The sequence below is a fragment of the Paenibacillus chitinolyticus NBRC 15660 genome, assembly GCF_000739915.1.
Taxonomy (GTDB): domain Bacteria; phylum Bacillota; class Bacilli; order Paenibacillales; family NBRC-103111; genus Paenibacillus_F; species Paenibacillus_F chitinolyticus.
Genome location: NZ_BBJT01000003.1, coordinates 674,399 through 690,042 on the forward strand (window position 1 = coordinate 674,399; position 15,644 = coordinate 690,042).

General features: G+C 53.7%; 9 protein-coding genes. All 9 read right to left on the bottom strand.

Translation table 11 applies throughout. The features are described from left to right. Positions 1-31 precede the first annotated feature (31 nt). The 9 genes from PCH01S_RS08280 to PCH01S_RS08320 all read right to left on the bottom strand — a co-directional run bounded on the left by PCH01S_RS08280 (position 32) and on the right by PCH01S_RS08320 (position 15,446). Entirely contained in the window at positions 32-1,168 is a 1,137-nt protein-coding gene (locus PCH01S_RS08280) for an acyltransferase (protein ID WP_042228332.1), read from the bottom strand. A 166-nt stretch (positions 1,169-1,334) separates the two neighbouring features. Next, on the bottom strand, positions 1,335-3,185 hold the full coding sequence (locus PCH01S_RS08285) for an ABC transporter ATP-binding protein (RefSeq protein ID WP_042228333.1): 1,851 nt from the start codon (positions 3,183-3,185) through the stop codon (positions 1,335-1,337). Beyond that, on the bottom strand, positions 3,178-4,962 hold the full coding sequence (locus PCH01S_RS08290; protein ID WP_042228334.1) for an ABC transporter ATP-binding protein: 1,785 nt from the start codon (positions 4,960-4,962) through the stop codon (positions 3,178-3,180). The genes PCH01S_RS08285 and PCH01S_RS08290 overlap by 8 nt, the downstream gene beginning before the upstream one ends. A 637-nt stretch (positions 4,963-5,599) precedes the next feature. Beyond that, positions 5,600-9,382, bottom strand: coding sequence for a dynamin family protein (locus PCH01S_RS08295; protein ID WP_042228336.1), 3,783 nt, complete (start codon positions 9,380-9,382; stop codon positions 5,600-5,602). A 201-nt stretch (positions 9,383-9,583) separates the two neighbouring features. Further along, a complete protein-coding gene (locus PCH01S_RS08300) occupies positions 9,584-9,862 on the bottom strand; it encodes a hypothetical protein (protein WP_009675599.1) in 279 nt (92 codons plus the stop codon). A 29-nt stretch (positions 9,863-9,891) separates the two neighbouring features. Continuing rightward, positions 9,892-10,551, bottom strand: a complete 660-nt coding sequence (gene nth / locus PCH01S_RS08305) for an endonuclease III (protein ID WP_042228337.1) — start codon at positions 10,549-10,551, stop codon at positions 9,892-9,894. A gap of 153 nt (positions 10,552-10,704) precedes the next feature. Next, on the bottom strand, positions 10,705-13,392 hold the full coding sequence (locus tag PCH01S_RS08310; protein ID WP_042228338.1) for an S-layer homology domain-containing protein: 2,688 nt from the start codon (positions 13,390-13,392) through the stop codon (positions 10,705-10,707). A gap of 38 nt (positions 13,393-13,430) precedes the next feature. Continuing rightward, positions 13,431-14,015, bottom strand: a complete 585-nt coding sequence (locus PCH01S_RS08315; protein WP_042228340.1) for a GerMN domain-containing protein — start codon at positions 14,013-14,015, stop codon at positions 13,431-13,433. A 21-nt stretch (positions 14,016-14,036) separates the two neighbouring features. Then, entirely contained in the window at positions 14,037-15,446 is a 1,410-nt protein-coding gene (locus PCH01S_RS08320) for an N-acetylmuramoyl-L-alanine amidase family protein (protein ID WP_042228342.1), read from the bottom strand. Between the last annotated feature and the right edge of the window lie 198 nt (positions 15,447-15,644).

Below are 15,644 nucleotides of genomic sequence, written 5' to 3' on the forward strand. Positions count from 1 at the left end.
GCCCGTTTGGACGTGATTTTCTTTACGGAACCTAGCCGTTCATCGGAACGTTGCCGGGCGAGGCAGGTTTGCTTTTGCCCGGCTTTAATGCGCGCGCCGCTTTGCGGTATAGAACGGCGGCCAGCAGCGAGCCGAGTAAAGCGCTAAGGAAACTTAGCAGCACATATACATTGTAAGCCGCCATACCGCCCGGCGCCGGAATTTTCAGCTTAAAAGCCGTTAAAATCAGCGGGTGCATCAAATAAATGCCGAACGAATAGGAACCGAGCGGCAGCAGCCATTTCGCGGCGCCCGGCAGTTTATCCAGCAGCCATTTGCCGACTCCGAGCAGGACTACCGATACAGTAGTCGCATAGAACAGCATGGCGATCACATACCAGGTGTTCTCGAACATCCGGTTATCGTACCGGTTAAGCAGGAACATCTCCACGTACGTGCCGCCGGACACCAGCATAACGAGCAGGGCCCACGATACGACGCTCTTCATTTTTTGACGGAAGAAATCGTAATACAGGCCTATAAACCCGCCCGTCAGGAAGAAACTGAAGTAGGTCGGCGCCAGCGAAGGGTAATGATCGATGCGCTCTACCCAGTGGTTGTAGGAATAGAAGCCGAGCTGGATCAGAATACCGAGCGGAACCATCGAAACACGGAACCATTTATACTTGGCCAGGAACATCAGTACCGGAAAAACCACATAAAACTGTAGGATAATGATCATAAAATAAAGATGATACCCCGTATCCGCCCACTGAATGTCCCCCAGAAACTCCCTCGCGTCAAGCTCTACAGGCTGTCCGGAAATCCACGGATTGTATATATAATAAAAAAGAGACCAGATCAGATAAGGAACGACAACGCTCCATAACCGGCGTTTGTAAAATTGGACGGCCGTCTTCACGCTCCAGCTTCCCGAATACCGGTAGAACAGGACAAGTCCGCTGATCAGAATGAAGACAGGTACCGCAAATTGGCAGGCCCGGTTAAGGGTGAACAAAATGATCTGGGACAAACTTCCCTCGTCCGGAACGACCTGCCCTTCCCAAGGATATACAGCCGCTTCGGTTGTCGAGTGGATGAGTACGACGGCCATAATGGCGACGGCACGCACGATGTCCATTTCAAAAATTTTCAGTTTACTCGTTTTTGTAGTTATCTGGCTGTTCAAACAAATCCTCCTTCACTCGTGTTCCATCCAATTAATTACCCTATCACGACTTGCCCCTTTCTGTCGAGAGCGAACGGTTAACATTCTTTCCCTCCGGCAGCTTTCAGCGGGATTGCCCCCATTTTTACCCTCAAACAAAAAGAACTCCCGAAGGAGTTCCCTTGATTCAAATCGCATCCTGCAAAAATTTATATTGAGCCTGAATCAGCCCGTAATAAATGCCCTGATGTTTCATCAGCTCGTCGTGATCGCCGGTTTCCATAATTCGCCCGTGATCGAGAACGATAATCTTATCCGCACCGCGGATCGTAGACAGCCGGTGGGCAACCATGAAGGAAGTTCGGCCTTTTAAGAGCGTTTTTAACGCTTCTTGGATACGCAGCTCCGTCTCGGTGTCGATGCTTGCGGTTGCTTCGTCCAGAATGAGGATAGCAGGGTCCGCGAGCAGTGCCCGGGCGAACGATATCAGCTGCCGCTGCCCCATCGAGAGCGCGTTCCCCCGTTCCTGGACCTCCGTATCGTAGCCGAAGGGCAGCTTCACGATGAAGTCGTGCGCATGAACCGCTTTGGCGGCCGCTTCGACCTCTTCATCGGTCGCATCGAGACGCCCGAACCGGATATTGTCGCGGATCGTTCCCGAGAAAATGAACGTATCCTGCAGGACGATCCCTATCTGGGACCGCAGACTTTGCAGCTTAACATCGCGTATATCCTTCCCGTCAATACGCACGCTGCCTTCCGTCGGATCATAGAAGCGGCAGAGCAGGTTAATGATCGTGCTCTTGCCCGAACCCGTATGACCGACAAGCGCGATGCTCTGCCCCGGCTGAACGTCCACATTGATATGGTTCAGGGCGGTACGGCCTTTTTCATATTCGAATACGATATTCTCGAAGCTGACCTGCCCCCGGATCGGCGGAAGTTCGGCAGCGTTTTCTTTCTCGCCGACGGTCGGCTGCTCATCCATAAATTCGAAGATGCGCTCGGCCGAAGCCATGGCCACAAGAAGCTGGGAATACATCTGCACCATGCGGTTGATCGGCTCCCAGAAGTTCCCGATATAGCTTGCGAAGGCGACGAGAAGACCCACTGTGATCTCACCGGACTGGATCAGGCTCGCTCCGTACCAGAACAGGATAAAATACCCGATCGCACCCGTGATCTCAATGATCGGCCCGAAGCTCTGGTTCAGCTTGGAAGCCCGGTTCCACGCCTGTTTGTTGTCCTCGTTCATCTGTTCGAAGAACCGGATATTTTCCTTCTCCTGCGTATATGCCTGCGTGACCCGGATTCCCTGAATGCACTCGTTGAGGTGGGCGTTCAGGCGGGACTGCTTAATATTAACCGTCTGCCACGAGCGTCTGACCCGTTTGCGAAGCTGGGACGAAACGATAAACATCAGCGGAACCGTAATGATTATCGCGGCTCCCAGTTTGAAGTTGATCGTCAGCAGAATAATCACGATCCCGACAAGCTGGACACAGTCGATCATCATGTTGACTACACCGTTCGTGAACAAATCCTGAAGGGAGTTCACGTAGTTCGTTACACGCACAAGCACCGAGCCCGCCGGCCGCTTATCGAAAAATTCGAAAGACAGCCGCTGAATGTGCCGGAACAAATCGTGCCGGAGGTCGTAAATTACGCGCTGGCCGATTACACTCGTATACTTGATGCGGTATTTATTCGACAGCCACTGGATGATATACACCGCGAGCATTAAAGCGACCATGCCGAATAAAAATTTAGCGTCCCCGCCGACGTGCAGCGACGAATCAATCGTCGTACTGATGATAAGCGGGATCGACAGTTTCGTTATCGCTCCGACGATCATCATGACGATGACGATCGGAATAATCTGCTTGCTGTAAGGCTTCATATAAACCGCAAGCCGTTTAAACTGCCCCCAGTCAAACGATTTCTCAAGCATCTCGTCGTCCTGGTAGACGAACCGTTCGCCGCTCCCGGCTCCTTTGCCGTTGACTTTCTCTTCGGACTGACGCTGCCGGTTACTCATGGACTGCCGCCCTCCTTTGCTGCGCATCCGCCGCTCCCGCGACATCGGGATGATCCGAATATTGGATACGGTACGTTTCCAGATAAGGGCCTTCCCGGCGGATCAGCTCCGAATGAGTCCCTCTTTGTACGACGCGCCCTTTATCCAGCACGATAATTTCGTCGGCGTGTTTGAGTGAAGAAATACGGTGAGCGATAATAAACGTCGTTCTGCCCCGCATCACTTCCTTAAATCCCGCCTGGATTTCCTGTTCCGTCTCCATATCGACCGCACTGGTCGCATCGTCCAGAATAAGAATTTTAGGATCTTTAATCAGAGCGCGAGCGATGGCGATTCTCTGTTTTTGTCCGCCCGAGAGGCCCATTCCCCGCTCACCCACGACCGTGTCGTAGCCAAGGGGCATCTCCATAATAAAATCATGCGCTTTCACAAGCTTGGCGGCGCGGATAATCTCGTCCATCGTAACGTCTTTGCGTCCGTACGCGATGTTGCCCTTGATCGTCGAGGAGAACAGGAACGTTTCCTGGAAAACCGTCGCGATCTGGCTTCGAAGACTTTCCAGCCGGATGTCTTTAATATCCATTCCGTCCAGTGTGATCTGTCCGGTTTTCACGTTGTATGCCCGCATAAGCAGGGAAATAATCGTCGATTTCCCGGACCCCGTTCCGCCCAGAAACCCGATGACGGTCCCCGGTGGCGCGTTCAGACTGAGATCATGGATAGCGGCCTCCGCATCCGGATAAGCGAAAGTTACTCGTTCGAAGCAAACATGCCCTTTTACGGTAGCGGGATTCAGTTCGACCGCATGCTCCCCGTCCTTCACATGAACGTACTGATGGAGAATTTCGAGAATTTTCTCACCCGACGCTTTGGATTGCGTATAGTTATTAATGTGAAATCCGATCCCCCACATAGGTCCGATGATATACCAGACGAGGCTGAAAAAAGCGACGAGTTCTCCCACGGACAGCGATCCGAGGATCACCATATAACCGCCTACACCGAGCAGAATAACGGCGCTCAAGTTCGCGATCAGCTCCATCACCGGGAAATACTTGGACCAGATCTCCGAGGTAATGACGTTGTTCGCCCGGTATTCCTCGTTGCGGAGCGTAAATTTCTCGACTTCGTAAGGTTCGCGGGCAAAAGATTTCACCGTCCGCACCCCTGTGATATTTTCCTGCACTGCCGTCGTCATATTGCTCATGGAAGCCCGGAGCGAACGGAAGGCCGGATGGATTTTTCCTTCAAAACGGATGGCCGCAAAAGCCAGAAAAGGCATCGTCAGCATCGTCAGAAGCGTCAGTTTCCAGCTGATCGAGAACATCATGACCATTCCGAAAATAACCATCAGAAACACGTTCAAAATTTGCGCGAAACCGAAGCCGATAAAGTTCCGGATCGCTTCAAGATCGGCCGTCAAACGGGACATCAGGTCCCCGGTTCGGGCTTTGTCGTAGTACTGGAAAGACAAGTACTGGAGCTTCTCGTACATCGCTTCCCGCATGTTATACGCGACCCGATTGCCGAGCCGTCCCCCGCTGAACCCGTGCAGAAACTGGAACAGCGCTTTCACCGCAATCACCCCTACTACGAATAGGGCCAGCAGCGGGACCTGATCGTAGCGCTTCACCGCGATAACGTCATCAATGAGATAACGCAGCAAGTTCGGGTACACAAGCCCCAGGGCCGTCGTGCAGATCAAGCAAAAGATAGAAGCGAAAAGCAGCTTCCGTTCGGGCCAATAAAATCGTTTGAGCCCCTTAAAGACTTCCATAGTATCCTCCTGGACATGGGCCAAGTTCACCGAATTTTGAGCAAGGCATTACCTAGCAAACCTTAATGAATCTTAACACCATCCCGGGAGGGGGGCAACGAGTGGAAAGAGGCTGAATTCCCCTTAACCTTTCATTTGTTCACGAATTAGACACCTGAGAGTTGCTATCCTTGTAAATCATCAAATTTCCCATGAATGAAAGCGGTATCATAACAAACCTAACTAAACCCGCATTTTTCTTTAATCCGTCTTTAAATACGTGCCGCTGCTTCTCCCTTTTGCTGTCAAAAAAGAAAGACCTTCACCCGAAATCCGGTGAAGGTCTGTTTCTTTTAAGAATTGTATGATATGCCCAAGGCCGACCGAAGACGGCAGTGGCTCTGACCGCCAAGACGCCTCGCCTGCCTCAAGGCTGGTTTGCCTTCTTGCGATACAGCGGGGCCGGGGAAATTCTGCCCGGAGAAGGACAGAACAGCCGTCGCAGTCGTTGGCCCCGTAACGCTAGGCCGTATCGGGACCTGGCAAACCGGCCTCCACCATCCCCTGAAAGAGCAGAGCGGTACTGAGGCAGGAGTCCTTTAACCACGCGCTGCCGCAAGTTAAAACAGCCAAATGCGCCGGGCTATCCCGCTTCCTGTTAATGCCCCGCTGAAGCTTCTCCGCTCCGCGACGGAATCCATTTGGCGAGCTCGTCGCGCTTCGAAGCCAGCACGCCAACGTCCGTCCGCATTTGGAGCGCGTCTCTCATGCCTTCCAGATGCTCCCGGTAGCTCTCAAGATGTCTTTCTTCCAGCGCCGCGAACGTATCGGACAGATGTCCCGCATACAATACCTTCAGCATCGTCACGGCGTTTTCTACGAACAGTGCCACCGGATCGTTCAGTCTGCCCTCGAGCTCCGCCCTCAGCTTGCTTTTTCCTTCGCCCTCGAAGAAATGCTTGGCGTTCTTAAAATGAACGGCAAGCGTTTTGTCCGTTACATCGGGAGCTTCCAGAGGCAGCTTGTTATCCGGCGTGTCGAAAGAAACGGATTCGTACGCTTCGAATTCGTAGCTTTCCAGCAGTTTGCGGAGTCCGGTTCCCCACGATTCGTAAGTCCCTTTCGCAAGCTTGTTCAGAAACTGCTCGATCCGCAGACTGGTCGCCAGCACTTCCTGCTGAAGATCGAATTCGATCATCCGAAGGAGGTCGCGCCAGCTTTCGCGCAGGGCGGCTTTGGGGTCCCCGCCCCCTTCTCGGAAGGAAGCCGGGTTGAAAGAGGCGTTGTACAGCTCGCCGAACCGGTACATCGTCCGCTGCTTCACGTAATAGAGCAGCTCTTGGATTTCCTTGGCCAGTTCGCGCTGCACAGGCGCAGGGTCCATATCCTTCAGGAGACGGACGGCCGCTTCCTCCGCACGCTCCAGCGCCTGCAAACGCGCTTTGCGCGCCTCTTCCCCCTGCTGCGCTCCATCGATACGCTCCTGGAGAACATGCAGCGCCCGTTCAAGCTCCTGGTCGGCGGAGCGCAGCGAAATATCCGTCAGCTCCTCCAGCGTGAAGCGGATAAAGTCCTGTTCGAACGGAACTATGCCGGAAGCCTCCAGCTTGTTGTTATCCCGGGACAGCTTCCCTTCGGCGGCCAGATGGCTCGACACCGGATAAATCCTCGGATGACGGATTCCGTGCTGAAGCAGGTTCGTTTCAATGTGACGGACAACGCCCTGCAGCTCTTCCTCGCTTGCGGCCAAATCAGCGGCATTAACGAGAAAGAACATTTTATCCAGTTCAAAACTGTCTTTAACCCTTCCGAGCTGAAGCAAGAACTCACGGTCCGCCTGAGAAAAGGCATGGTTATAGTAGGTCACGAACAATATTGCGTCCGCGTTCTTGATATAGTCGAAAGCGACGCCCGTGTGGCGAGCATTGATCGAATCCGCTCCCGGCGTGTCCACGAATACAATTCCCTGCTCCGTAAGCGGCGTGGAATAATGCAGCTCGATGTACTCGACGAAGCACGACTTGGATTCTTCCGCCACATAGCCGGCGAATGCATCCTCTCCGACTCTCTGCTGCGTTCCGAGAAGCGGGGCGGCATCCGGCCAGCCTTTGGCAACCGCCTTGAGGAACGTAAAGTGCGGCTTGCCCTTGGCCGTCACGCTTTCCGGCGTAAGCCCGCGGATAGCGGCCAGTGCCTCTTCCATAGCGGATGCCCGGACGCCCAGCACATCCAAGGAGAACAGCACGTCCTGGAGCATCACTTCCGCCGTCTTCATCTGCACCTTCGCCGTTCCATGCGGCCAATCGGCCGTAGGCGGCACGATTTTGTTAATCGCCGCCGTCGTCGGATTCGGCGACACAGGCAGTACGCGCTTGCCGATCAGCGCGTTGGTGAAGGACGACTTGCCGGCACTGAAAGCGCCGAACAAGGCGACGGTGAAGGTCTTATGCCGCAGACGTTCGGCTTTCTCGCGCAGCGAGCGCACAATCGATCTCATCGACGGCATATCGCCGAGGAGATCCGCCGCCGCCGCGAGATCCTGCGCGCGGCGCTCCGCGCGCTTCGCGCCGCCGAGCTGCAGCCCATCCGCGGCCACCGCCGCGGCGCCGGAGGCGGCGTTACCGCCGGCCGGGGCTGCGGATGCTCCGGCAGCCGGAGCGTTCTGCGGCGCAGCGGCTGCGCCGTCTTCCCCGTCCGCGAGGCTGTCACGATCCCCCGGCGCGGTATGAGCCGCGCGCAGGATCGTCTCCATCTCGGACGTGTGCAGCACGCCGCTTACCGCGGCCTCTTCGCCGCGGTAAGCGGCAAGATCCGGCAGCTCGAACGCCTTCGCGTGCGGCCAGGAAGCCAGCGCGCGCAGCGCCTCCTCGCGGGCCGCTTCCTCGCGCTCGAAGCGCTTCAGCTCGCGCAGTGCGCCGAGCCGCTCTTCCAGCTGCCGCAGATCGGGCGCCAGCTCGGAATCGAGCCGGACCGAGCAGCTGCCGGCAAGGCCGGCAAGCCGGTCGATCATCGCGAGCGCCGAGCGGCGCGCGGCCGTTTTCAGCTCCGCGGCCGTCTGGCGCATATACGTCATCGTGTATTCGTTCCCAAACACGGCTTCCGTGTTGACCTGCGAAGCGAGCCACGAAGAAGTGACTTCCACGCTGAACGCGTCGATATCGGCCAGCAGTTTCTCGTCGGTCATGCCGATGCCGCTGTACGCTCTGCGAAGAGCGTCCCTCAGATGCCAGTCCATCTGGGCGTGAACCTGCTCGGCGTAATCCTCGCGGAATACGTCCAGACGCCGCTCCACCTCCGCGGCCGTCTTTGCGGCCGCTCCGAAGAAGCCGACCTTGAAACCCGGCTTCCGGCTGAGTAAATATTCATGCGCTTTGTCACGGGTAAGCGCGGGCGTTACATTCGCATTGTCGATGATCGCCGCAATCTCTTTCCTCAGCGAGTCCGTCAGGTGGCCGGGCAGCGACTGCGCTTCGTTCAGGCGGCGTGTCAGCTCCTGGAACTCGGCCAGTACTCCGGCCGACTCCTCTTCGTCCACACGCTCGCGCAGAACCGCTTTCTGTGGTTCGCTTTGTTCCCTCAGCCATTCGATGTGCTCGCCGATCAGATGATCCGCCGCCGCGTCCACGCTCGCTTCGCGAAGCTCCTCCTGCATCCCGATCAATCGCGACAGCAGCCATTTGAGCTTGCCCGACTCGTTGCGGGGATGGTCCGGCTGCTTCATCGTCACGAAGAACATCCCGTCCGGGTAAATGCCCCAGCTGCGGAATGCTTCCAGTGCGCTTTCTTTGTATGTATCGAAAGAAAGCTCCTCTTCCCGGTGTTTATCGATTTGGTTCACGATCAGATAAAGCGGCTTGCCGCGCTCCTTCATCTGTTTCGTGAAGGCCAGGTTTACTTCCGATTGAACATGGTTATAGTCCATGACATAGAAAACCGCATCGGCCAGATGCAGCGCCGACTCCGTAGCCATGTGATGAGCCCCGTCCGTGGAATCGATTCCTGGAGTATCCAAAAGCACGGCGTGCTCCCCGAGAAAAGGCAGCGGATATGAAATACGAACTTCCTCGATATCCGTTCCGTTGACGCAGTAAGCGTCGAGTTCGCTCAGCGGAATCCGCCGTTTCCTGGCTTCTTCCTCGCCTTCGCTCCTCTGAACGACTTCCGCCCCTTCTTCCCCGCTCTCAATGCTAACGATGTTCGCACTCGTCGGAATCGGGCTGGAGGGCAGAAGCCGGTGCCCGCATAAGGTGTTGATCAAAGTGGATTTGCCCGCCGAGAAATGTCCACAGAACGCAAGGACGGTCTTCTCGCCGCCGAGCTTGTCTTCCAGTTGAATCAGTTTGCGCACCCGCGCGCCGTCGCCGGCCCCCTTCATTTCTTCCCGAAGACGGTCAAATGCGCGGAGAACCTCGTCCTTTCGTTGCTCCATAAGTCCATTCATTGAGTTTCTAATCTCCTTCTAATCTCCCATGCCGATTGATATCGGTTTAAGTGTAATCCCGGGTGTTCCGGAAGTCAATTTCTGTTTATACGCAAAAACCCGTCCGTCGCGCACGGAAACAACGCCGAAATATCGGCGTGTCCCTGCGCGGACAGACGGGTAACCTGCTTGGAAGCCCGGTTGGTGCGGAGCAGCGCGGGTTTAGGAAACCACTGCGCTTTCTTTTTCTTCCGGAAGGAAGATTTCAAAAACGTCGCCGTGTTGAAGGATGGTAATGTCGCCTTCTTTCACTTTCATGACAACCACTTCCGGTTTTGTTCTCATTTTTTCGAGATAGTTCTCAGGCACTTCGCCGGATTCGCTGACGATAACGCCTTGAATTTCTTTTTCTTCATTTTCGGAGAGCGGTGTGTTCATGATTGTCTCGTACAAATCGGAAAAAAGTTCAAAATCTTTCGTGTAAACAGCTATGCATTTCATTTCTACTCATCCCTCACTACACATTCTTTTTAACTAGTTTTGCTTACTTTCTTGATTTTCATACGTTTTTTTCCTTCCGGACAGATATCAAGCAGCGGGCAAATATCGCATTTCGGCGACTGCGCCTTGCAGTGGTACCTTCCGAAAAAAATAAGCCGGTGATGCGTCAAGGTCCATTCCTCGCGAGGCACTTTTCGCATCAATTTCTTCTCGACTTCGAGTACGGAATCGTCTTTGCCCGCGAGCCCAAGGCGCTTCGAAACCCGCTCCACGTGAGTATCGACGGCGATTGCGGGGACTCCGAAAGCATTGGAGACGACTACGTTAGCCGTTTTACGGCCTACACCGGGCAGTTCCACCAGTTGTTCGTGCGTGGTCGGAATTTGGCCGTCGTAGCGTTCAAGAATGAGTTGACACAGCTTCTGAATGTTCTTCGCCTTGTTGCGGTACAAACCGATGCGACGGATGTCCTGCTCAAGCTCCTCCAGAGGGACGGCTAAATAATCTTCCGGCGTCTTATATTTTTGAAACAGCGTCTGGGTGACTTTATTCACGGTTTCATCTGTACACTGGGCGGAAAGAAGCACCGCAATGGTTAACTCGAACGGATTCGAATGGTTCAATTCACAGTGAGCGTCTGGAAACATTTCACCAATCGTGTCCAAAATGTGCCTTACCTTCTGATTCATGAGTACCTCTTCTTCAATTCCCCGTTTTCCTTTTACAAGTGTAGCGGAATGTTTGTCAGGTTGCAATGGAAGGATGCAAACAAATGCGAACATTTTTCAAAAAAATTCGGACAAACAAAAAACCGCCCTCGTGAGAGGACGGTCAGGCAATCCTTACTTTTCCATTTCGATGATTTTGTTATCCACGATGTAAACCGTTACCGTCTCTCCTTTGTTGAAAGAGGAAGCGGTGAGGGTTTCGGTGCCTTTATGATAGTAGGCGCTGCGGTGGATGTTGTAGCGCTCGATAGAACCGCCCGCTTCGAACTGGATTTGGTTCACCGCGTACTCGTAGCTGCTGAATGTCTTGGTCATGGCAGCGGCAAGCTGGACGTTGATTTTTCCGTTCGACTGCTTAATCACTTGGACGCGATCTCCGGCTTTTACCGCATTCAGGCCGATCAGAGTTGTACCGTTCTTAACCACCGCATCCGTGCCGATGGTGTAAAGCTGGATTTTGCCCGTAGGCTCCTGGATGGTCAGCGTACCGTTGACGGAATCCACATTCGTCACTTTTCCGCGGGACGGACTTACGATCTCCGCTTTCACGACGCTTCCGCCTTTATAGGTCACATACAGGTAATCGTCCGGCAAAATATCCGTGGCTGTCGCCGACGTACCGTCGCTTTTGACAATCTTAGTGTCTTTCAGGGTAAACGTCACGCCGTTGTTAAGCTCGTCTACGGCCGTAACCTGCTGGGAGCTGTTTACATACTGAACCTTTACAAGCGTAGAACGGTCGACGACTACTTTCGTTAAGCCTGCCTGATTGTAATCGAGGGATGCCGTTACCAGGTCCCCGATTTTAAGATCGGCGAGTGTTGCGCCGCTTTTGTTCGGAATTTCTACGGCCGGCGAGTACATTTTGAATGTAAACGACTGTCCGTTGTTCGCACGGATCGACATTTCGTTGGCTACCGTGTTGATTTGCGTGATCGTACCGCTGACGTCAAGGGAAAGCTGAATCGCCGTCACCTTGTTCTTCGATACTTTCAGGTCGACTTTCTTGCCCTCCGTGAAGAGAGAAGCGAAGCCCGGATAGTTTTTAAACGACATCGACGTACCGCCATACGTTACGACCGTATTATCCGAAATCGTATACGCACCCGGCGTCCCGTCCGCATGCTGAACGTTCAGTTGATTGTATTTCGAATCGAAACGGATAAACGTAGCGAACAAAAGATTGGAAATCGAACGGTTCGTCACGGTGATTTTCACGATCTGGTCATTCGCGATGTCCATCGACAGCTCGTCATTCTCATCCAGGTCATACAAACTCGGGGAACCTACGCCGTCGATAACAACTTGAACGTTAGCGGATAGTTTGCCGGCGCCGAAACTGCCGTCCGTTTCCTTGTAGAAGATACCCGTTTTATCGCTGCTAAGGCTGGAGAAGTTACCTTTAACCGTTTTGCTGACGCCGGTTCTTGTTTTGATTTTGACCTGCGTGATTTGGCTGTTCTCGATCGTGTAGGAGATGGCGTCCCCCGCTTTGATCGCGGTTTTGTCCACGAGGCGGCTATCGGCATCTACGATCGTCGGATTTTTGGCCAATGTGTACGACTCCGATTGTCCGCTCGTCAAGTCCACGACCGCTACGGTGTCTCCGTTCACGCTTTGAACCGTACCGTCGGACGTTTTGTTCACGGGCACTTCGCGGACGACGACTTGGCCGTATTCCTTGCTTCCCGTGATGGAGTTGCGGCGGAGTTCCAGCTTGCTGCCCACGACGAGCGAAGACAGGCTGATTTCCTGGCCTTTGGCATCCAGCACCAAAGCACCGCTGCCGATTTCGTACGCTTCGAAGTTATCCAGCGTAAGCTTGCGGTCCTTCACGTTCAGCAATGTACCCTTAATCTTCTCGGAGCGGTCTTCGTCTTTGAGAATCTCGGCATAATAAACCGTTCCGCCCTGTTGAACAAGGGAAACCTGATACGTGTAAGCGAGCTCCGATGGCTGGATCGGATTGTCGTTCTTGTTTCCGTAGAAAACGGATTCCGGCGTCAATTTGTAAGAAGTGGTTTTCCCCTTCTCGTCGAAGATGCTGATCTTATCCGCGCTTACATGATTCACGTAACCGCGAACGACGCGGGTCGACAAGTTCTTGCTGTGACGCTCAGCCCGGCTAAGGAACGTGGCCATCTGAGCGCGGGTGACTTCTCCCTTCGGACGGAAAGTTCCGTCTTCAAAGCCGTCCACGATTCCCAGCACGGTAGCCGCGCTGATGTAAGGCTTAGCCCAGCTCGAAATACTCTTCAGATCAGTAAACGCCGGTGTGTCGTCCGTAAGACCGTTAGCCGTTTCCTGCTGTCCGATCGCCCGGATCGTCAACTTCGCCACCCATTCGCGGGAAGCCGGCTTGCTGCCCCAGTTTTTCGAGCCGTCTTTTTCTTCGTCCACGGAAATCAGCTTCTTCTCAATGGCGGCCGCTACATATTTCTGGGCGTATGTATCCACTTTCAGCGGGAGATTGTAAGACGTATTCTCGCTGATGCTCGATTCTAGTCCCAGTGTGCGGACGGCCATAATAATGACATCTTGCTGGGAGACGGAAGCTTCGGGACGATAATTGCCTTTCTCGTCACCCTCAACAATGCCTTCAAGCGCGAGTTTAGTAATATGTCTCAGAGCCCAGTGAGTGTTCACCACGTCCGGAAAATTCTTTTTAAGCTCCGCTGCAAGTGCAGCTTGTGTAGATGTTGAAGTATCGGTCGTCTTGTTGTCCGCATAAGCCGGACTTAAAGAAATGCTGGAGGCGATCAAAGCGCCTGCCAGCAACATTGCGGTTTTATTCGTTTTCATGCTTGCCCGTGTTCTCCTCTCGATTGCACGTTCTCTCTTTATTTGCGTTTAATCGGGTAAGGCAGATCCATATGGCCCATCAGGGATTCCACCTGTCCGCCGTCCTTCGTAATGTAGATGGCTTTCACTTCCGGGAACTGGAATACCGTTTTCTTCAGGGCATCCAGGAAAAACTGTTCCCCGCCCGAGCCGAGCTGAGCGGATTCGCCCATTTTCAGGTCGAGCTTGAGCTCGTCCTTCTCGAACTTAACCGACTGGAACGTCACGTCTTTAAAAAGCGGTACGGCTTGGGCATCGTCGCTTTTCTTCAAAGCTTCCAGGGCCGATTTATACTTGTCCCCTTCGGTTTTATAAGAAATTTTGACGTTCTTCTCTACCAGCTTCGTAAGATCCGGATCGCTGTAATAAGCTTTAATCTCAGTTTGTTTAGCCTCCGGTGTAGGAGATGGTGACGGCTTTACGGAAATAGTCGGTTCAGGTGAAGGGCTGACGGTTTGAACCGGCTCCGGTGTGGAACCTCCGTTATTGCTTGCCAGAGGCTGCTGCTTCTGGCCGCAGCCTGAAGCGACCGCCAATACCAGAGAGCCTACCACGATTCCCTGTACCCATAGTTTTTTCTTCATGCTACACCCACTCCTTGCTTATTACGAAATCTTCAAATACTCTTTGATGGCAGCTACGAAAGAGGCCGCGACTTTGTCTTGGAAAGCGGACGTGTACATAAGGGCTTCCTCTTGCGCGTTGGACAAAAATCCGACTTCGGCAAGTGCTGCCGGCATCTTCGTTTCTCTTACGACGTGCAGGTCGCCTTCCTTAACACCCCGGTCTTTAAACCCGGTTGCTTCGAGCAAATGCTTCTGAACGACGTTCGCGAAGGCTTTGCTGTCCGCACGCTCGTAATAGAAGGTTTCGGTACCGCCGGCTGTCGGAGTCGCCTTGTTCCCGTGGATTGAAAGGAACAGGTCGGCATCCAGGTTATTGGCAAATTCGGAACGGCCTTTCAGTGTGACAAAAGTGTCCGTCGAACGTGTCATATAGGTCTGGATGTTCGGTTCTTTCTCCAGCAGCTTCGCTACTTTATTCGCTACGGCCAGTACAAAATCCTTTTCTTTCTTATTGGTCAGGGAAACCGCGCCTGAATCGGTTCCGCCGTGACCGGCGTCAATAACGACTTTGTATTTGGTTTTACCCGGTTCCGGAGCTTTCAAAACTCCAACGAGCAGGTTGGCTTGTCCCGCTGCGGCGCTGATCGTAAGATCCGCTTTCGCTTTCATGTCAAGCGTAATTCTTACGGTAGCCGGATCGTTGTCGAAATTCGAAAACCTTACCTTCTCCACCATCGGATGCAGGGAAGGGGCTTCTCCGACATTGTTGACGAGTTTGGCGGCCAGCGAAGCGTCAAGCTCCGTACCCGGCAGATCGATGACGATCCGGTCCGGCGAGGTAAGCTTGAATACGTTCGCCTGGGGAGACTTCTTGTCCGTTCCGACCAGAAGCTGATCCTTGGTCAGTTCGATCGTTTTCACAAGCACCTTATCCGATACCTGACCGGGATTCGGCGTTGGCGTCGGTGTCGGAGTCGGCGTTGTGGGCGGTGTTCCCGCACCGGAGCCTTGTCCGCTCTTCGGGAAAATTTGTACTGTGCTGGTTGCTTGTACCCATTTGAAATCGTAGCCGATTTTCTGTCCGACGAACCTAACGGGAACGAGCACATTGCCCTTCACGTTCATCGGGGCGACCTCAAGTTGTTCAGCCCTGCTTCCGTTGACGACCGGATTGCGGTCCCCGACCGTAAGCTGGATCTTCATGCTGTCACGAACAATAGTCGCGGTCTGCTTCGACTGATCCCAGGTCACCTTGGCGCCGAGTTTCTCGAAAATTTGCCGAATCGGAACCAACACATTACCATCCACGTTGAGCGGGTCCACTTCGGTTGTCAGCGTCTTGCCGTCCAGCACGATTTTAGCGGTTGGGGGGGACGTTGCACCGAAAGCCAATGAGGGCAGGAGCAGAGCGATCATGAGCAGCGTGGCGACAGTGGACCAAAGTTTCATCATACACCTCTTACACTTATTTTTCAGCGTTCGTCTCTTCTCACCGAGTTGCCCGCCTCTTCTCTATTCTACCAAATTATGCTACGGTCGGACAACGAGAGCATAGATTCGACGGCGCCGAACATAGAGTTAGACGCAGGTTTAATGCCAAAAGTTGCACTATTTCGCCTAATAACCTTGTATATCGGCTTTTTGGGG

Bases quoted from the DNA above. Each gene is read 5' to 3' on its own strand.
- PCH01S_RS08320 (WP_042228342.1), bottom strand. From the start codon at position 15,446: ATGAAACTTTGGTCCACTGTCGCCACGCTGCTCATGATCGCTCTGCTC.
- PCH01S_RS08310 (WP_042228338.1), bottom strand. From the start codon at position 13,392: ATGAAAACGAATAAAACCGCAATGTTGCTGGCAGGCGCTTTGATCGCC.
- PCH01S_RS08290 (WP_042228334.1), bottom strand. From the start codon at position 4,962: ATGGAAGTCTTTAAGGGGCTCAAACGATTTTATTGGCCCGAACGGAAG.
- PCH01S_RS08285 (WP_042228333.1), bottom strand. From the start codon at position 3,185: ATGAGTAACCGGCAGCGTCAGTCCGAAGAGAAAGTCAACGGCAAAGGA.
- PCH01S_RS08295 (WP_042228336.1), bottom strand. From the start codon at position 9,382: ATGAATGGACTTATGGAGCAACGAAAGGACGAGGTTCTCCGCGCATTT.
- PCH01S_RS08300 (WP_009675599.1), bottom strand. From the start codon at position 9,862: ATGAAATGCATAGCTGTTTACACGAAAGATTTTGAACTTTTTTCCGAT.
- nth (WP_042228337.1), bottom strand. From the start codon at position 10,551: ATGAATCAGAAGGTAAGGCACATTTTGGACACGATTGGTGAAATGTTT.
- PCH01S_RS08315 (WP_042228340.1), bottom strand. From the start codon at position 14,015: ATGAAGAAAAAACTATGGGTACAGGGAATCGTGGTAGGCTCTCTGGTA.